Raw genomic sequence first — 18,955 nt, forward strand, 5'->3', positions numbered from 1 at the left:
CGCTGAATCCGACAGATCGCGCAAGGCGCGCTCGCGGGCGCGCACCTCACCGTGGATGGGACGCAAGTCCCGTTGGTATCTTCCAACTTCCCTGATCACCGACCTCGTCGGTGCCGGGGTGCCGGTCACTCTGGTGCTCTCCGCCGCCCACCAGCCGTGGGCGGTGCCGAGCGGCATCGTTGCGGGGCTCGCCTGGGCGGGGGTCCAGTTGTTCCGCTCGCGCTATGCGGCACGCACCATCGGCGAGAGCCGGGGCACGCTGCCGGTGCTCCACGACTGGTTCATCCTGCTGGGGGTGCTCGCCGTGGTACACGCCGGGGCCGGGATACGGCTGCGCGCGCCGCTGTGCCTGGCCGCGCTGCTGCCCGCCCTGCCGCTGACCTTGGTGTGCCGCAAGGCGGTACACCGGCATCTCACGGCGGTGCGCCGCAGGGCGCAGGCGGTGATCAAGGTCCTGGTGGTGGGTGAGCCCACCGCGGTGGACCGGGTCACCGCACATCTCGCCGCGCGCACCGACCACCCGTACGTGGCGGTGGGCGCCGTTCCCGCGGGACGGGGCCCGTTCGCGTCAGGGGTCCGGACCGGGGAACGGCTCGCCGCCACCGCCCCGGAGTCCCCCACGGAGGACGCCAGCCTCGTCATCAGCGCGGTGCACCGACTCCGCGCCGACCTGGCGCTCGTCGTCCCCGGCACCGCACTGTCCGGGGAACGGCTGCGCCGCCTCTCCTGGGGCCTGCACGACGCCGATATCGAGTTGTTCGTGGCGCCCGGCCTGGTGGAGGTGTCCGTCAAGCGTCTGGAAACCGGGTCTGCCGGCGGGATGTCGCTGCTGCGCGTGGCCCCGCCGGTGCGGGAGGGCATGCAGCCTCTGCTCAAGGGGGTCCTGGACCGCTGCACCGCCCTGCTGGGCCTGCTTGTGCTGGCACCGCTGCTGCTGCTGGTCTCGGCCGCTGTGAAACTGTCCTCGCCCGGACCGGTCCTCTATCTCCACGAGCGCATCGGCCGGGCCGGACGCCCCTTCGTGATGTGGAAGTTCCGCACCATGCGGGTGGGCGCCGACCGCCAGAAGGCCGCCCTGGCCCATGAGAACGAGAACGACGGCCTGATGTTCAAGATGCGCCGCGATCCCCGGGTCACCCGGGTCGGTCGCTGGCTGCGCCGTACGTCGCTCGACGAACTGCCCCAGCTGGTGAACGTCCTCAAGGGTGACATGTCCCTGGTGGGCCCGCGGCCGCCACTGGCGGAAGAGGTGGCGCACTACACGTCCGTCGAGTGGCGGCGGCTCACCGTACGGCCGGGCATGACGGGGCTGTGGCAGATCAGCGGACGCTCCGAACTGTCCTGGGACGAGACCGTCCAGCTCGATCTCAGCTATGTCGACAACTGGTCGTTCACCAGTGATGTCGATGTCGTGGCCCGCACGTTCCGCGCCGTCGTCGACGGCCGCGGAGCGTACTGAGAGCGCCGCCCGTGGCCGCACAGTGCCTCGGCGCGCGCCGCACGCCGAGGCCCGTACACGAGCGAGGCCCGTCAGCCGTCGAGCCCGCCGCGCCAGTGGGCGTAGGTGGCGGCGATGCCGTCGCGCAGCGGGATCGCCGGCTTCCAGCCGAGCCGCGCAATCCGGGAGATGTCGAGCAGCTTGCGCGGGGTGCCGTCGGGCCGCGTCGCGTCCCAGGCGATACGGCCGGAAAACCCGGTGACCCCGGCGACCGTCCCGGCGAGCTCACGGATGGTGAGGTCGCTGCCGCAGCCGACATTGACCGGCTCGTCGCCGTCGTAGGAGCGCAGCAGCACGGCGCAGGCGGCGGCGAGATCATCCACATGCAGGAACTCCCGGCGCGGGGTGCCGCTGCCCCACAGGACGACCTCCTCCCGCCCCTCGGCCACCGCCTCGTGGAAGCGGCGGATCAGGGCGGGCAGGACGTGCGACGTCTCCAGGTCGAAGTTGTCACCGGGGCCGTAGAGATTGGTAGGCATGGCGCTGATGTACGACGCGCCGTACTGCCGCCGGTACGACTGCACCTGGACGATGCCCGCGATCTTCGCGAGGGCGTATGCCTCGTTGGTGGGCTCCAGCGGACCGGTCAGCAGTGCGTCCTCGGAGATCGGTTGGGCGGCGTGCTTGGGGTAGATGCACGACGAGCCCAGGAAGAGCAGGCGGCCCACCCCGGCGGCGTGGGCCGCGGCTATCACGCTGAGCTGGATCTGGAGGTTCTCCTCCAGGAACTGCACCGGCTGAGTACTGTTGGCCATGATCCCGCCGACCTTCGCGGCGGCGAGCACCACCGCGTCGGGGCGCAGGGCGGCGAGTTCGGCCGCGGTGCGCGCGGCGTCACGCAGATCCAGTTCGGCGCGGCTACGGGTGAGCACCTCGTGCCCGTCGGCGGCGAGCCGGCGAGCCACGGCGGAGCCCACCAGGCCACGGTGGCCGGCGACGAAGACACGGGCACGTTCGGGCAGCAGCGATGCGGTCATGGGCCGGATCATGCCAGGAGCCGCGTGATCGGAACGCCCGGACCATCAACTTTGCCAAAATTTCCCGTAGTTCACGACGTTCAACCCGCGTTCGGCGGGCGTACGGGCCGGATCCGTCCCGGTGACGGGTCCGGCGGGGAGGGGAACACCGCATGACCAAGACCGCACTGATCACCGGCGTGACCGGACAGGACGGCTCGTACCTGGCGGAGTTGCTGCTGTCGAAGGGATATCGGGTGCACGGCCTGCTGCGGCGGTCGTCCAGTTTCAACACCGAGCGCATCGACCACATCTACCAGGGGCCCCAGGAGGCCGAGCGGCACTTCGTGCTGCATCACGCCGACCTCTCCGACGGGGTGGCGCTGGTGAACCTGCTGCGCGACATCCAGCCGGACGAGGTGTACAACCTGGGCGCCCAGTCCCATGTGCGGGTCTCCTTCGACGCGCCGCTCTACACCGGCGACGTGACCGGCCTGAGCACACTGCGGCTGCTGGAAGCCGTCCGGGCGAGCGGGGTGGAGACCCGTGTCTACCAGGCGTCGTCCTCGGAGATGTTCGGGTCCACGCCTCCCCCGCAGAACGAGGGCACCCCCTTCCACCCGCGCAGCCCGTACGGCACCGCGAAGGTCTTCGCTTACTGGACCACCGTCAACTACCGTGAGGCATACGGGATGTTCGCGGTCAACGGCATCCTGTTCAACCACGAGTCCCCGCGCCGCGGCGAGACCTTCGTGACCCGCAAGATCACCCGAGCCGTCGCGCGGATCAAGGCCGGCCTCCAGGACCGTCTCTACCTCGGCAACCTGGACGCGGTCCGCGACTGGGGGTACGCGCCCGACTACGTCGAGGCGATGTGGCGGATGCTCCAGCACGACGAGCCGACAGACTACGTGGTCGCCACCGGAGTCCCGGCCACCGTCCGGCAGTTCGTGGAGACCGCGTTCGCCCACGCCGACCTCGACTGGAGCGAGCATGTGCGCTACGACCCCAAGTACGAACGGCCGAGCGAGGTCGACGCACTGATAGGGGACGCGTCCAAGGCACGCGAGACGCTGGGCTGGAGACCCACCGTCCTGGTGGACGAGCTCGCGCGGATCATGGTCGACGCCGATGTGCGGCAGGTGGAGGACCAGCTCGCGGGTGCCGCGGTGCGCATAGACCGCTGACGCCGGGTGCGGCCGTGATGGCCTGCGCATACCCGACACGGACGTCCGGGACGCACGGGGTCGGGGTGAACACGTTGAAATTTCCTACTAGATGAGTCAAGTGCGTTCCATTGCGTGTCATGTACTCGTATTGTTCGCAAACAAACATGTTCGAGCGGCCCGTTCGGATCCGAGGGACACCGGCGGGCTCGATGAGGCAGAGGGCCCGCGACCGGGCCCGGAAGCCGGGGGGTACATGCAAAGATCCAGAGGGCTCAGCGCCGCCCTCGTCCTGTCCACCGCGGCGGGCCTGGGCCTTGTGGCCCTGCCGCAGCCGGCTGCCGCGCTGACCCCGCCCGTCGCCTTCACCGCCGACGACCTGCCGACCTGGCAGACCAACGGCATCGTGTGGGCCCTGGCGGAGGCGGGCGGCACGGTCTTCGCCGGCGGCACCTTCTCGCAGGTGCGTCCGCCCCAGGGGGATAGCGGGACCACGCAGAACGCGGTGAACTTCGTCGCGCTGAACGCGGCGACCGGCAACCCGACGTCCTGCAACCTGTCTTTCACGATCGGCAGCGGCAGCGCGACGGTGCGCGCGCTCGCCGTGTCGCCGGACAAGAAGACGCTATACGCGGGAGGCTACTTCGGCGCGGTCAACGGCACGCCGGTCAGCAGCCTCGCCGCGATCGACATCGCCACCTGCACGCCCAAGGCGAACTTCCGCCCGAGCGTCTCCGCCACCGTGCGGGCGCTCGCGGTCACCAACGACACCGTGTACCTGGGCGGCGACTTCACCTCGGTCGGTGGCAGCGCGCACGCGCGGTACGCGGCGGTGGACGCCACAAGCGGCGCCGTCAAGCCCTTCCAGGCGGACGTCGACGAGCCCGGACGGGCCGTCGCGGTCACCCCCGACGGCAACAACGTGATCCTCGGCGGTGACTTCTTCACCGTCAACGGCGCGACCTCGCACGCCCTGGCCGTCGTCGACTCCGCTACGGGCGCCAACGTCCGCACCTACCCGGGGTTCATCGAGAACAACTCGGTGGTCAAGGCGCTCGACACGGACGCCACCGGCTTCTACACCGGCAACGAGGGCACCGGCGGCGGCGTCTTCGACGGCCGCATCGCGCTGGACCTGTCCACGCTGAACCAGCGCTGGCGCGACACCTGTCTGGGCGCCACCCAGGCCGTCAAGTCGTACCAGAACGTGGTGTACAGCGCCTCGCACGCGCACGACTGCTCCAGCGTCGGCGAATACCCCGACGGGCGCCGTCGCCACCTGCTTGCGGAGCCGACCACCGGCACCAACAAGCTGGGCTGGTTCCCGGACACCAACGACGGTCTGGGCGAGGGCATCGGCCCGCGCGCCATGGCAGTCTCCGAGACGTCCGACAACAAGTACATGTGGGTCGGCGGCGAGTTCACCACCGTCAACGGCTCGGCGGCCCAGGGCCTGACGCACTTCGCGGCGACCCCGGACGTCGGTGCGCCGACGGTGCCCTCGGTCAGCGCGGAGTCGGTCAAGCCAACCGAGGCCCACATACGCTGGCGCGCGAGCCTCGACACGGACGACACCAAGCTGACGTACAAGGTGTACCGCAACGGCGGTTCCACGCCGGTGTACACGGTAGACGGCGACTCCGTGGAGTGGTCGCGTCCGCAGTTGTCGTTCACCGACACCAACGTCACGGCCGGCGCCACCTACAGCTACCGGGTGACCGCGACCGACGGGGCGGGCAACGCCTCCGCGCTGTCCGCCACGACCTCGGTGACAGTGCCGACCTCCGCCCAGAAGTACCCGGCGCAGGTGCTCGACGACGGCGCGAACCTGTACTGGCGCTATGACGAGTCCGCCACTCCGTTCGTCGGCGACACCTCGCCCGGCGACCAGAGCGGCATCCACGTCAACGGGCCCTCGCTGCGCCAGACTCCGGCCGCCGTGACCGGTCCTTCCACCGCCATCGGTTTCAACGGCAGCGACCAGATCGTCTACAGCGACAAGCGCACCACGGTGCCGAGTCAGTACTCGATCGAGACCTGGTTCAAGACGACCACGACCAGTGGCGGCAAGCTCGTCGGGTTCGGCGACAACACCACGCGGGCCAGCGGTAATTACGACAAGCACGTCTACATGCGCAACGACGGCCGGCTGGTCTTCGGCGTGTGGACGGGCACGGCCCGCACCATCACCACGCCCAACAGCTACAACAACGGCGCCTGGCACCACGTCGTCGCCACCCAGGGCTCCTCCGGGATGGCGCTGTACGTGGACGGCACCCAGATCGGCACGCTCGCCGAGTCCAACAGCCAGTTCTACAGCGGCTACTGGCACGTCGGCGGCGACAACCTCAACGGCTGGCCGAACCAGCCGTCCAGCAACTACTTCGCCGGGCAGATCGACGAGACCGCGATCTACCCGTCGGTGCTGAGCGCGACCCAGGTGCAGAGCCACTACACCCTGGCCACGGCCCCGGCCGACAGCGTGCAGACCGTCCGCGCAACGGCCGACACGTACGTCAACGCCGGTGCCGCGAGCACCAACTACGGCACCTCCACCTCGCTGGCGGTGCGCGGCAGCGCGGCGTACGAGACGTATCTGCGCTTCGACCTGCCTGCGGCCCCGGCCGGGACCGTGCTCAAGAGCGCGCGGCTCGCGGTGAAGACGACCACGCTGAGTAGTGCGGGCAGCACGGACGACTTCGCCGTACGGCCGGTGACCGGAAGCTGGACGGAGGCGGGGACCACCTTCGTCTCCAAGCCCGCCCTGTCCTCGACCTCGATCGGCACCCTCGGCGGGGCCACCGACCTGTCGACGGTCTACTCGGCGACGCTCGACACCTCGGCGCTCTCTCCCGTTCTGGGGGGCAGCTACGACCTGGCGCTCACGAGCACCGGGACGGACGCGCTGTGGTTGTGGTCCAGGGAGGCGCCGGCCGCGGAGAACACCCCGCAGCTGGTGCTGACCTTCGGGGCGCCGTAACCCTCACGGCGTCCCCGTGGGGGGGGGGGGGGGGGGGGGGGGCGGGGGGCCCCCCCCCCCCCCCCCCCCCCCCCCCCACGCGGTCCCTCACCCAGTGTGACGTTCGCCGCTCCGGGCGCGGGGACTACCCCACTTGGTTACCCGCAAGTAGCATGAAGGGGTGCGGCGCGCCTCCGAGGCGTGCTCCGCAGCAGTGCCATCCCGCACCCTGGAGGAGAGCCATCGTGCCTCGTACCATCCGGGACGTCGTCTTCGTCGACGGCGTCCGCACCCCGTTCGGCAAGGCGGGCCCGAAGGGCATCTACCACGAGACCCGCGCCGACGATCTCGTCGTGAAGGCCATCCGGGAGCTGCTGCGCCGCAACCCGGACCTGGACCCCGCCCGTATCGACGAGGTCGCCATCGCCGCGACCACCCAGATCGGCGACCAGGGCCTGACGCTGGGCCGGACCGCCGGAATCCTGGCCGGTCTGCCGCAGTCGGTGCCCGGCTACTCCATCGACCGCATGTGTGCGGGCGCCCTGACCGCCGTCACGTCGACGGCCGGTTCCATCGCCTTCGGCGCGTACGACGTCGTCGTCGCCGGTGGCGTCGAGCACATGGGCCGCCACCCGATGGGCGAGGGCGTGGACCCGAACCCGCGCTTCGTGTCGGAGAAGCTGGTCGACGAGTCCGCCCTCTTCATGGGCATGACCGCGGAGAACCTGCACGACCGGTACCCGCAGATCACCAAGCTCCGCGCCGACGAGTACGCGGTCCGCTCGCAGGAGAAGGCCGCCAAGGCGTACGCCAACGGCAAGATCCAGCAGGACCTGGTGCCGATCTCCGTGCGCCGCACCAACGCCGATGCCGGTGAGACCGGCTGGGGCCTGGTCACCGCCGACGAGCCGATGCGCCCGGGCACCACGCTGGAGTCCCTGGCCGGTCTGAAAACGCCGTTCCGTGCGCACGGCCGTGTCACCGCGGGTAACGCCGCCGGTCTCAACGACGGCGCCACCGCCTCGCTGCTCGCCGCCGAGGACGTCGCCCGCGAGCTCGGTCTCCCGGTCAAGATGCGTCTCGTCTCGTACGCCTTCGCGGGTGTCGAGCCGGAGGTCATGGGCTACGGCCCGATCCCGGCGACCGAGAAGGCCCTCGCCAAGGCCGGTCTGTCGATCGGTGACATCGGTCTCTTCGAGATCAACGAGGCGTTCGCCGTCCAGGTGCTCGCCTTCCTCGACCACTACGGGATCGCCGACGACGACGCGCGCGTCAACCAGTACGGCGGCGCCATCGCCTACGGTCACCCGCTGGCCTCCTCGGGTGTGCGTCTGATGACGCAGCTGGCCCGCCAGTTCGAGGAGCAGCCGGACGTCCGCTACGGCCTGACCACCATGTGTGTCGGCTTCGGCATGGGCGCGACGGTCATCTGGGAGAACCCGAACTTCGACGGAGGCAACGCGTGAGCGAGCGCAGCGAGCGAACAGACAAGAGGTGCAGCCTGAGCGAATGCCGGGCCGAGCGAAGCGAGGGTCAGGCATGAGCTCCACCACTGAGCTTCTGAAGGGCGCAGCCGAGCTGTTCCCGGGTGAGGTCGTCACGCAGGCGCACGTACGCCACCTCGACCTCCCGGCGGGTGCGGGCAGGTTCGCCCTCATCACGCTGGACAACGGCCTGGACCACACCAAGCCGACGACCTTCGGACCGCAGTCGCTGGCGAACCTGAACGCCGCCGTCGACCAGGTCGAGAAGGAGGCCGCCGAGGGTGCGATCACCGGTATCGGTATCACCGGCAAGCCGTTCATCTTCGCGGTCGGCGCCGACCTCAAGGGCGTCGAGCTGCTGAAGAACCGCGACGACGCGCTCGCCATCGGCAAGGGCGGTCACGACGTGTTCCGCCGCCTCTCCGGTCTCGCGGTCCCGACGTTCGCGTACTACAACGGCGCGGCAATGGGCGGCGGTGTCGAGGTCGGTCTGCACTGCTCGTACCGCACCGTCTCCAAGGCGCTGCCCGCGTTCTCGCTGCCCGAGGTCTTCCTCGGTCTGGTCCCCGGCTGGGGCGGCTGCGCCCTGCTGCCGAACCTGATCGGCGCCGACCGCGCGGTCTCCGTCATCATCGAGAACTCGCTGAACCAGAACCGCCAGCTGAAGGGCAAGCAGGTCTTCGAGCTCGGCATCGCCGACGCGATCTTCGAGGGCGCGGACTTCCTGGAGCAGTCGCTGATCTGGACCGCGAACGTGCTGAACGGCACGGTCACGGTGGAGCGCCCCGAGGTCGACCGCGGTGACGCCTGGGACCAGGCCGTCGCCCGTGGCAAGGCCATCGCCGACTCCAAGGTGCACGGCGCCGCCCCGGCCGCGTACCGCGCGCTGGAGATCATCGCCGCGGCGAAGGACGGCGACCTGAGCGCCGGATTCGACGCCGAGGACCAGGCCCTCGCGGACCTGATCATGGGCGGCGAGCTGCGCTCCGGGATCTACGCCTTCAACCTGGTCCAGAAGCGCGCCAAGCGCCCGGCCGGTGCCCCCGACAAGAACCTGGCCCGCCCGGTCACCAAGGTCGGCGTGGTGGGTGCGGGCCTGATGGCTTCGCAGCTCGCCCTTCTCTTCCTCCGCCGCCTCGAGGTCCCTGTCGTCCTCACCGACATCGACCAGGAGCGCGTCGACAAGGGTGTGGGCTATGTCCACGCCGAGATCGAGAAGCTGCTCGGCAAGGGCCGGATCAACCAGGACAAGGCCAATCGCCTGAAGGCCCTGGTCACCGGGGTGCTGGACAAGGCCGAGGGCTTCTTCGACGCCGACTTCATCATCGAGGCCGTCTTCGAGGAGATCGGCGTCAAGCAGCAGGTGTTCGCGGAGGTCGAGGCGGTCGCCCCGGCGCACGCGATCCTCGCCACCAACACCTCGTCCCTCTCGGTCACCGAGATGGCGTCGAAGCTGCAGCACCCGGAGCGGGTCGTCGGCTTCCACTTCTTCAACCCGGTCGCGATCCTCCCGCTGCTGGAGATCGTCCGCGGCGAGCAGACCGACGACGCGTCGCTGGCCACGGCATTCGGTGTGGCGCGGAAGCTGAAGAAGACCGCGGTGCTGGTGAAGGACGCCCCTGCGTTCGTCGTCAACCGCATCCTCACCCGCTTCATGGGCGAGATCCAGAACGTCATCGACGAGGGCACCCCGGTCGAGACCGCCGAGAAGGCCATCGAGCCCCTCGGTCTGCCGATGTCCCCGCTGGTGCTCCTGGAGCTGGTCGGCCCGGCCATCGGTCTGCATGTCTCCGAGACCCTGAACCGCGCCTTCCCGGACCGTTTCACCGTCTCCGACAACCTCGCGGCGGTGGTCAAGGCCGGCAAGCGCGGCTTCTACGTCTACGACTCCGGGAAGCCGGAGCTGGACCCGGAGGTCGCCGCGCTCCTCAAGCAGGGCGATGTCGTCCTGACTGAGGAGCAGGTCCGCGGCCGCGTCCTGGACGCGGTCGCGCAGGAGATCGGTCTGATGCTGGGCGAGGGCGTCGTCGCCGAGGCCCAGGACATCGACCTCTGCCTGATCACCGGCGCGGGCTGGCCCTTCCACCTGGGCGGCATCACGCCGTACCTGGACCGTGAGGGCGTCTCGGAGCGGGTGAACGGAAAGAAGTTCCTGGCGCAGGGCGTGGCGAGCGTTCCGGCGTAACGCTCTATTTTGCAGCCGACGGACCGTACAGGATGATCTCCCGTACGGTCCGTCGGCGTTCAGGTTCTGTACCGGAGGGAGGGAACAGCGGGTCATGCTGCACCTTGCCGAGACGCGGGACGTGGGGACCACAGCAGCGCGCCGTCTGCTCCTGTGGCCTGCCCTGGCCTTGGTCCTTGTCGTGCTCGCCCCGCTGTCCGTTGCGGCCCCCGCCTCTGACGCGGCGTTGAACCGGCTGCGGATCGCCACCTGGAACATGTGTGGCGTACAGCAGTGGAACTGCCAGGAAACCGGAAGTGTCCGGAGGAAGGTTCAGGCCCTCAAGAGTCTGGCCGACGTCGACGGCGCGCGTGTGATCATGCTGCAGGAGGCCTGCGCGGGCGATCTCGCCACTGCGCGGCGGGAACTGGGCGGGAACTGGGTGACGGCCTTTCGGGCCTACACCTACCGCAATGCCAAGGGGCAGCTCAGCACGGTCAAGTGCGCAACGCGCGGCCAGGGTCCGGCGGGCGTCGCGATCCTCGCCTCTACGCCACTCACCAGCGTCGCGGTGGTGCCCTCGCAGCAGCCCGTCCTCGGACTGCACCGGGGCATTCTGTGCGCCACGGTTCTCACCCGTGGCATCCGCGTGTGCGGTGCTCATCTCAGCCTGCCCGGCAGCGACCGGGCGCATCCGACATGGGAGTTGCGCGACAACCAGCTCAGCTCCCTGGTCGGCGCTGCGAACTCGCGCACGGTGTTCGGTGGTGATCTGAACAGTGCGGCGCCAACGGCCGGGAACGAGCACAGCTGGATCTGGCCGCACGAGACCTACCGTCGCTATCGGGAGTGCGACCAACGGACCACCTCCTCACGCACCGGCAGGGCAACACTGCACAGCGGTGACAAAGTTGACTATCTGTTCACCGAACTGCCCCGGATCAGCTGTACCGTGCGCTCTACCTCCGCGTCTGATCACCTGGCGCTGATCATGGAAGTCGGGACCCGCTGACGGCTGGGCCCGATGCCGGCCACCGCGCCCACGGCTCGGGCCTCGCGGCAGCTCCGATGCGCCCCGACACTCAAGCCCTGTACGCGTTCACCACGCTGAACGCCACGACGGTCCGCTGGGACTCCTGACCCACCGCGTCAACGGCGTGGCACTCCACGGTGTGCTGTCCCTCGGTCCAGGACCACCCCGAATCCCAGAACCAACTGGTGTCCAGCGCCACCGGGGCGACACCCAGCCGCATGCCGTCCTCGACGAACTCCACCCGCACAGCACCTTCGGCGTATCCCATCATCTGAATCAACGGTCCCTGGACCTGCTGACCCGGCGCGGGAACTCCGACCATCGGCGCGGAGACCCGCCGGGCGTTGGCAGGTTGCGGTGCTGCCACAGCCTGCACCGGTGCTGCCACAACCTGCGCCGGAGCAGCAGCCGTCGCAAAGGCCGCGACGCCGGCGACCGCCGGCCCGCCCTCCTCTGTCGCGGACACGGTGAACGCAACCTCGGTCCGTTGGGAATGGAAGCCGGCCGCGTCCACTCCGAGAATCCGCACGGCGTGCTTGCCCACGCTCCACGGGCGGCCGAGGTCCCAGGTCCACGCCCCGTCGGCAGCGACTTCGGGGGCTCCGAGGAACTTGCCGTGCTCCCACACGCTCAGCCGCACCGCGCCCGGTGCCGTACCGGCGAACGTGACCGTCTGCCCGTGCACTGCCTGTCCGGCCGTCGGCATGAGAACCACGGGTGCGGCGAAATCCTCCTGCACCTGAGAAGTCGCCTTGAGATAGGCGTCGATGGCAGATATATCGGCGTCGGGCCGCTCACCGCCGCTGCGTACGAAGCCGAATCTCGGTGCTATCCCGTCGATGAGGAAATTGACAAGCCCCATCAGGACCGGGAGGTTGCGGCCGGTCACATGCGCATGGTCGACAATGTGCGGGGAGTCGCTGAAGATGAAGTTGAGGTTCTCGTAGCCGGCGAACATGGGCAGGAAGGGTTCCACCTGCTCCTTGTACTGCTCGTCCTGAGGCGAGGAGAGGATATAAATGTTGGCGTTCCGGTTCGCCCCTGCCCGGACCAGACTCGGGATGGCATCATCGATGATGTGGGTGCTCTGCTCGGTAACCTCACCCATCATGTGCTGGGCGATGGACGGGTATTGCAGGACGTAGGTGCCGATCCTGAACTGCGGAACCATCGAAACGATGTTCCGGAAGCCATACTTCAGACCGAAGTAGAGTGCGGCGCTGCCTCCCTTCGATCCGCCCCACATGGTGCACTGGTCCGGAGTCAGTCCCAACGAGTTCAGCACATTCGAGATCAGTGTGGCGACGGACCGCTCCAGCCCGAAGTCCATCCCCTTACACAGGTAGTAACTGTTCTTGCCGTGGAAGCGGTCACGGATCCAGAGAATGTTTGACCGGAGAGTATCGAACACTCCGTTCGACCACCCGTAGTCGCCGGGAACCGAGAAGTTGGCGAAGACAACAACCAGGTGCTGATTACCGTTCCGGGCGTGCGAGAACCGGTACTCGACCGGGAAGGTCCCGGACGCGTCGATACCGGTATGCAAGGGACGGCCAGAGGCTGCTTTGGACAAGGCTCGGGAGTTCCAATCTCATGCGGGGAGAGCGTGCATGTCGAGTCCCTGATCTCATGAACCATGACCGGGAGACGTCATGCGTGCTTCACGGAGAAGGACAGGTCATTGTCGTCGGTGATGTACACGACGGTTCGATGCGCGACACCCAGGTCGGACCGGTCCAGAGAGCTGGGAAACCGGTCGGTGTGCTTGCGACGGATGATGTCTCCTCCGATACGGCCGGCCCGCGCCTCGGCAACCCCGCCGCCCACCCGAATCCACAGATCCCAGATATCGGTGGCACCGATGCGGCGGGCCAGGAATTCCCGGTGCGGAACGGCGAACGCGATCCCGACACCTCCGGTCGGCTGGACCGGGACGGCGAACTCGGTCGTCCTGTCGTTACGGTGGCGCAGCACCGCCTGGAACGCCGCACCGGCCGGGGCTGGCTGCGGGAGCAACAGGTTGGCGTGGAAGCCGGTGCTGCCCTCATCGACGACGACCTGACCGATCTCCACATGGGCGACCCTGTACCACGTTCGCAGGGCGATGAAGTCGTCCATCGTGCGATAGGGAATGGCAGAGGACACCCCCTGCCCGTCGAGCCAGGGAGCCTGTCCGCTGAGGTGCTGGGTCTCGACCCCCTCGGCAACGATGCGCTCTTCCTGGCCATCGGGGGTTCGTAGCCGGAGGTCCCACGTACCCTCGTGCGGACGCAGCAGGCGAGGATCGATCGCCACGTCCGTCCACAGCTGCCCCCGGGCGTCTTTGATGGGCGTCCCCGGGACCAGCGGGACCGTGCGGATCTCCGGGCTGTCGCGGAGCTTGATTCCCACTTCGTAACCCGCCGCGACCTCGCCGGTGACCTTCAACTGAAGCCGGAACGCTCCTCCGGCGGCCGCGATGAGACGCCCCTGGGCCAGGATCCGCGACAACGGCCGCACCGGTCGGCGGACGCGGTTGGTGACGAGGTGGTCGAAGAGTTCCTCGTACCGCTGTGCGATGACGTCGGGGGCGAAGCGATACGCGTTCTGCCGGGCCGCCTCACTCATACGTCGGCGCAGCTGGTCGTCATTGATGATCGCCAGCAGGGCCTGGGCCACCGACTCGGGGTCACCCGGCACGGCCAGGAAACCATCGACCCCGTGCTGGATGATCTCGCGGGGCCCCAGCGGGCAGTCGGTGCTGACCACCGGCAGGCCGACTTGCATGGCCTCGACGATCGTCATGCCGAAGGACTCGTTGTCCGAGGTGACGGCGGCGATCTCGCCCTTGGCCCACTCCGTCTCCATCGGCGAATGCGCGCCCATCAGCCGTACGTGATTGTACAGCCCACGCTCCATCACGAGCTCGCGCAGGGACTGTTCTTCCTTGCCGGAGCCGTAGATCCGCAGACTCCAGTCCGGCCGGTGGCGGACCACGGTCTCGAAGGCGCGGACGAGAACGTCGTACCGTTTGACCTTCACCAGTCGTCCAGCGGCCACGACGATCCGCTGGCCGTTCTGCGCGGGCATCACGCTCGGCAGAGTTACCGGGTTCGGGATGGAGAGAATCCGGGACGCGGCATGCGGCAGGACCTTCTGATAGATCTCGGCGTCGGCATGGGACACGGTCACAAAGGCGTCCATGTCCGGGATGATCTGATTCTGTCGCTCGCGCTGCTCGGGGATCTGGGAGTCGTGCGTCAGGTGCTCCTGACCGATCCTGAGGTAGTCACGTTCGCCGAAGTGCGACAGATACATGAGCAGAACCGGCCGGGTAGCTATGACGACCTCGGCGGTGGTCTGGTCCAGGTAGTGGCCGATCCGCTGGTCCGTGAGCGCGTTGTACAGCTGCGAGAACGACGGACTGCGCGGGCTCACGACCGACGGCTGACGGGACAGTTGGTGGTCCTTGTCCGCGCTGTTGGCACGGATGTCGACCAACGGAGTCAGCCGCACCCCGGGCTCCAGATTCCCCTGCGGAGTGTCACGAGTGCGGAACACGGAGACGATCTCGACCTCATGGCGCTTGGCCAGCGCGCCGGCCAGGTTGAGGGTGGCACTGACCGTGCCGCCAATCCCATAGGCGTCATGCAGCAGAAAGGCGATCTTCATAGATATCGATCTCCGTGGTCAGGCGGCGCGTGCCGCACGAGGGGCAGGTTCGAAGCAGCATCGGGCTGCGGCGCGAAACGGCCACCGCCTCACATGATCACTCCCTCGTAGACCCGCTCGCCGGGAGCACCTGCGGTGCGCTGTGGTGCCGGCCGCCGGAACTGCTGTGCCTCGACCGGGAGGGGCTGCTGAGATTCCTGGCGCCGGAAAGACTGCGCAGACTCCTGGACCTGCTGTATCGGCTGCGTCTGCTCCAGCATCCTCCGGATGGGAGCACGGTGCCGGACCGGCACCGTGCCGACTGCCGGGGCTACGGCCTGGTCCGGTGTGAGGTCGCCCCCGGCGAGCAGAATGCGGTCTGTCAGACGGGCCGAGGCATATCCGTCGTCGAGATCACAGAACTGGTCCTGGAACCAGCGGTAGCGGTCGGCGTACGCCACCTGAATGCGGTCGATGTCCCGGACCGCCGAGATCAGCTCGGCCGACTCGGACAGAAGTGGGCCCGGCGCACTGCTCGCGAACTCGAAGTAAAACCCCCGCAGTGTGTCGCGGTAGTGGTCCAGGTCGTAGGTGAAGAACAGGATCGGACGCCCAGTGTTGACGTAGTCGAACATCAGCGACGAGTAGTCCGTGATCATCACGTCGGTGATCAGCGACAGATCGGCCATGTCCGGATAGTCAGAGACATCAAAAACAAAACCGTCCCCGGCGCTCGGCACCGGGTCCACCACGTTCGGATGGCGACGCACCATCAGCACATGGTCGGCACCCAGCCGTGCGCGAGCGTCCTCGAGGTCGATCCGGAAGTCGAACTTGTACTTTCCCGGGGCGTAGAACTGGTCGTCCCGCCAGGTGGGGGCGTACATGATGATGCGCTTGTCGGTCGGCAGGCCGATGCGTCGCCGGATCTCCGCGGCCCTGCCCCCGGTTCCCGGGCGGCGCAGGAGGTCGTTGCGGGGATAGCCGCATTCGACCATCTCGCCGGGGAACTGGAAGGCCCGCTTGAGGATGGGGGTGGAGAAGCTGTTGGGGGACACCAGCATGTCCCAGTTCTGCACCTCCTTCGCGACCCGCTCCAGATACCGCTGATCGGCAAAGTGCACCGCCTCGATGTCATGGCCGATCTTCTTGAGCGGGGTGCCGTGCCAGGTCTGCACGACGACCTGCTCGGGACGCTTCTCGAACCAGTCCGGGAGGTGGTTGTTGGCGACGATGTAGCGAGAGGTCGCCAGTGCCTCATACCACTCCTGGGACCACATGCGCACGGGCCGGACCGTGGGCGGCAGTTCGACCTGGTCGTCGCGGACGACCCACAAGTGCTCCACGTCGACGCCGCGCCGGACCATCTCCTCATGGACGGCGCGGGGGCTGTCCGAGTACTGCGTGCCCTTGAAGGCGTCGAACAGCACTGCCGGCTTGATCTCGCGACGACGAGCCTGCGGATAGTACTGGGTCCGTAGCTGCTTCTGCCGGTACGGGCCCCGTGCATCCTCGGCCATCGCGGACCGGACGAGGAGCGAGAGTCGGTCGTACGCCTCCGCCTGAAGGTCGTAACCGCGCCCCTGCACCTCGATCTCCTGCGGAAAAGTGCCGATCAGGTCCTGCTCGATCTTGAGCATGAGATCGGGAGACCGGTCGGCCGGGGCCACGGATGAAGGATCCTGTCGGCGCAAGTAGAAGTCCCACCGGCCGGCGGCGAGCGGGATGGCTCCGGCCAGCGTACGCATGGCCGCGGGAGTCACGACACAGCGGAAGCGGCGCCCGTCCCATTCCAGCGGTACGGCCCGCTCGGCACCGTGGGCCCGGGACCTGACCACCACATGGGCACAGGCATGCTCGTCCGGTGACAGCAGATCCGCGCAGGAGTAGTGGCCGATGAGCTCCAACGAGCCGTCCTCGTGCCACCTGTGGTCGGTAACCAGCGGCAGTGCGTCACGCTCGAAGAGCACCACGTAGCCCGATCCGTTCCGGTGCACGACGATCTCCCGGTCGCCCTGTTCCGTCTGCAGCTTCGCCGGCATGCGGTAGTGGCCGTCCTCGGTCCCCTCCGCCATCACCGGGTACAACGGCGCCTTGCGGCCTTCCATATGAACGGTCATCTTCCAGCCGTTGCTGCCCATGGTCCAGGCCTGGGGTACGGACGTGTCACCGTCGGCCCGCGAGCCGGGTACCAGGTTGCGCAGCGGAACACGGGTGACGAAAGTGCACCAGCCATCGCCACCGGGCTTGAACGACAGCCAGGAGTCATGCCGGCCCGCACCGTTCATACTGATCACCCGGAGCTTTCCCCACTCCGGGACCTTCGGGCCCAGATAGACGCCGCCGAGCTCCAGGTGCTCGCCCGCGATACGGTGCCGGGTGATGCGGCAACGAACGATCTCGACTCGGAGCTTCAGACCGCCCTGCACGAAAAGGGGGATGATGCGAGTGTTCTTGTCGACGTAGCGATACGGCGGATTGGCGGCCGTTCCCGCACCTCCCCGCCCGATGCTCTTGTACCGGAAGAGACCACGGCTGAACACGCCCGCGGCAACATCCCACGTCCCCTCGACCCACTCGCCCTTCTTCTTGAGCCGAGTGGTGTCGAACCGGCTCTCGAAGCCCGCCCAGTCGTAGCAGTAACGATTCTGGTTGGAGTGCTCGGTCGCCTGAGGGTAGTACGTGGTCTTCGCCAGACTGATGATCTTGCTGCCGGTCTTCTTGTTCCGCAGCGCCAAGGCCTTGGCCGACATGTGCCGCTTGTGCACGTTGATAAAGCGGACATAGGCCGAACCGGTCAGCGTCAGCCATTCGGCGTCCCAGCGAGCACCCGCGAGAGAGCTGTAGGGCGACAGTTCCTTGTCGAGCCGGTAGTCGCTCTTGTAAAGACCTGTCTTACGGTTCCCCAGGTGCGGGTAATTGAGATACCGGCGCAGTCGACGGCGCACCGGCAGAGGCCCGCCCTTGCGTTCGAACTCGATGACGTCCAGCAGCTCGTCGAGCTGCCCCTGATGGACGAGCAGCCACTTCACCCGGGCGTCGGCGGGCAGTTCCTCGATGATGTCGTCGTCGGCCTCGCCCAGAAACTCCTGCGCCCAGTGCATGAAGGCGTCGCGGTATTCGTCGTCCGCGTCGGGGAGCACCTTCAGGTGGAGCATGAGGTCGGACTTGAGGCAGGCCAGGTCGTACTTGCGCTTGTGCTCCTTGAACGAGCGTGACCGGTGCTGTCCCAGGAAGCGGCTGACGGACATTACGGCGGCGACCCGGTCCCGTAGATTGTCGATCTCGGTGTGCCGCTGGGTGATGGACGGCGCCGCGCCGCCTTCCCGGCGCCGCCAGAAGTAGACGATATCGGTGATGACATCGACCTTCCGCGCCCTGAAGTGCGCGAACATGTTGACCCAGGAATCCTCGTAGAGGACGCCTTCCGGGAATTGAATCAAGTGGTAGTCCCAGAAGGAACGGCGGAAGACCTTGTTCCAGACCGTTCGGTCGTAGATCAGGGCGTCGAACCGCGTGATGTGAGTGCCGCGGCGGTCACGCTGCATCGGTCCCTTATGCAGCGGTGACTGCCACTTCTTGGTGGAGTTCATCATCTGGACGTTGCCGGAGACGAAATCCGAACCGGACTCCGAGAGTGTCCGTATCAGCAACTCGTAGGCGTACTCGGGAATGACGTCGTCGCCGTCCGCGAACACCAGGAACTCGCCCGCCGGGTGCATGGCACGAAGCCCGGTATTCCGGGCGTGGCCGGGCCCCTGGGATTCCTGGCGTATCAACCGGAAGCGCTGATCTCGGGAGCAGAACTCTTGGGCTATTGCCGTGGATCGATCAGTCGAGCCGTCATCGATCATGATGACTTCGAAGTCCTGGAATGTCTGACGGGCAATGGACTCCAGGCACTCGTCGAGGTAAATCTCAACGTCCTGGAACGGGACGATGACACTCAGACGCGGCCCATCGGCCATGCTTCACACTCCAGTTCACGGCAGCGGCGAGCACTGGGCCACCACCAAGATCCAACCCTGCGCGCTGCCCCGCCGCCCAAGCCCCTTTGGCTCAGAA

At 67.8% G+C, this 18,955-nt stretch carries 10 protein-coding genes; 6 read left to right on the plus strand and 4 right to left on the minus strand.

The window, feature by feature from the left end; genetic code table 11:
* The first annotated feature begins 55 nt into the window (after window positions 1-55).
* On the plus strand, window positions 56-1,459 hold the full coding sequence (locus ACIBB8_RS23765) for an exopolysaccharide biosynthesis polyprenyl glycosylphosphotransferase (protein WP_398955182.1): 1,404 nt from the start codon (window positions 56-58) through the stop codon (window positions 1,457-1,459).
* A 71-nt stretch (window positions 1,460-1,530) separates the two neighbouring features.
* Here ACIBB8_RS23765 and ACIBB8_RS23770 read toward each other — a convergent pair whose 3' ends face one another.
* Window positions 1,531-2,475 carry a GDP-L-fucose synthase family protein gene (locus tag ACIBB8_RS23770; RefSeq protein WP_398955184.1) on the minus strand — a complete coding sequence of 315 codons (945 nt, stop codon included), beginning with the start codon at window positions 2,473-2,475 and terminating at the stop codon, window positions 1,531-1,533.
* A gap of 152 nt (window positions 2,476-2,627) precedes the next feature.
* On the opposite strand from ACIBB8_RS23770, the gene gmd reads away from it, so the two are divergent.
* The 5 genes from gmd to ACIBB8_RS23795 all read left to right on the plus strand — a co-directional run bounded on the left by gmd (window position 2,628) and on the right by ACIBB8_RS23795 (window position 11,239).
* A complete protein-coding gene (gmd, locus tag ACIBB8_RS23775) occupies window positions 2,628-3,641 on the plus strand; it encodes a GDP-mannose 4,6-dehydratase (RefSeq protein WP_393308956.1) in 1,014 nt (337 codons plus the stop codon).
* Window positions 3,642-3,876: 235 nt separating this feature from the next.
* On the plus strand, window positions 3,877-6,600 hold the full coding sequence (locus ACIBB8_RS23780) for a LamG-like jellyroll fold domain-containing protein (RefSeq protein WP_398955186.1): 2,724 nt from the start codon (window positions 3,877-3,879) through the stop codon (window positions 6,598-6,600).
* A gap of 224 nt (window positions 6,601-6,824) precedes the next feature.
* Entirely contained in the window at window positions 6,825-8,045 is a 1,221-nt protein-coding gene (locus ACIBB8_RS23785; protein WP_398955189.1) for a thiolase family protein, read from the plus strand.
* A gap of 73 nt (window positions 8,046-8,118) precedes the next feature.
* Complete coding sequence (locus ACIBB8_RS23790; RefSeq protein ID WP_398955191.1) at window positions 8,119-10,248, plus strand: 3-hydroxyacyl-CoA dehydrogenase NAD-binding domain-containing protein; 2,130 nt, start codon at window positions 8,119-8,121, stop codon at window positions 10,246-10,248.
* A gap of 94 nt (window positions 10,249-10,342) precedes the next feature.
* On the plus strand, window positions 10,343-11,239 hold the full coding sequence (locus ACIBB8_RS23795) for an endonuclease/exonuclease/phosphatase family protein (RefSeq protein WP_398955193.1): 897 nt from the start codon (window positions 10,343-10,345) through the stop codon (window positions 11,237-11,239).
* A 70-nt stretch (window positions 11,240-11,309) separates the two neighbouring features.
* On the opposite strand, the gene ACIBB8_RS23800 is transcribed toward ACIBB8_RS23795, so the two are convergent.
* From ACIBB8_RS23800 to ACIBB8_RS23810, 3 genes are all read right to left on the minus strand, one after another.
* Window positions 11,310-12,806 carry a hypothetical protein gene (locus tag ACIBB8_RS23800; RefSeq protein ID WP_398955195.1) on the minus strand — a complete coding sequence of 499 codons (1,497 nt, stop codon included), beginning with the start codon at window positions 12,804-12,806 and terminating at the stop codon, window positions 11,310-11,312.
* Window positions 12,807-12,910: 104 nt separating this feature from the next.
* Entirely contained in the window at window positions 12,911-14,911 is a 2,001-nt protein-coding gene (locus tag ACIBB8_RS23805) for a glycosyltransferase family 4 protein (protein WP_398955197.1), read from the minus strand.
* An 89-nt stretch (window positions 14,912-15,000) separates the two neighbouring features.
* The gene (locus tag ACIBB8_RS23810; RefSeq protein ID WP_398955199.1) at window positions 15,001-18,858 is read right to left on the minus strand and encodes a CDP-glycerol glycerophosphotransferase family protein; all 3,858 of its coding nucleotides are present in this window, start codon (window positions 18,856-18,858) and stop codon (window positions 15,001-15,003) included.
* Between the last annotated feature and the right edge of the window lie 97 nt (window positions 18,859-18,955).

This window comes from Streptomyces sp. NPDC051286 (assembly GCF_044455345.1).
Lineage (GTDB): Bacteria > Actinomycetota > Actinomycetes > Streptomycetales > Streptomycetaceae > Streptomyces.

What these genes read in the sequence shown, in the direction of transcription:
- ACIBB8_RS23765 (WP_398955182.1), top strand. Translation starts at nt 56, where the DNA reads ATGGGACGCAAGTCCCGTTGGTATCTTCCAACTTCCCTGATCACCGAC.
- ACIBB8_RS23770 (WP_398955184.1), bottom strand. Translation starts at nt 2,475, where the DNA reads ATGACCGCATCGCTGCTGCCCGAACGTGCCCGTGTCTTCGTCGCCGGC.
- gmd (WP_393308956.1), top strand. Translation starts at nt 2,628, where the DNA reads ATGACCAAGACCGCACTGATCACCGGCGTGACCGGACAGGACGGCTCG.
- ACIBB8_RS23780 (WP_398955186.1), top strand. Translation starts at nt 3,877, where the DNA reads ATGCAAAGATCCAGAGGGCTCAGCGCCGCCCTCGTCCTGTCCACCGCG.
- ACIBB8_RS23790 (WP_398955191.1), top strand. Translation starts at nt 8,119, where the DNA reads ATGAGCTCCACCACTGAGCTTCTGAAGGGCGCAGCCGAGCTGTTCCCG.
- ACIBB8_RS23795 (WP_398955193.1), top strand. Translation starts at nt 10,343, where the DNA reads ATGCTGCACCTTGCCGAGACGCGGGACGTGGGGACCACAGCAGCGCGC.
- ACIBB8_RS23805 (WP_398955197.1), bottom strand. Translation starts at nt 14,911, where the DNA reads ATGAAGATCGCCTTTCTGCTGCATGACGCCTATGGGATTGGCGGCACG.
- ACIBB8_RS23810 (WP_398955199.1), bottom strand. Translation starts at nt 18,858, where the DNA reads ATGGCCGATGGGCCGCGTCTGAGTGTCATCGTCCCGTTCCAGGACGTT.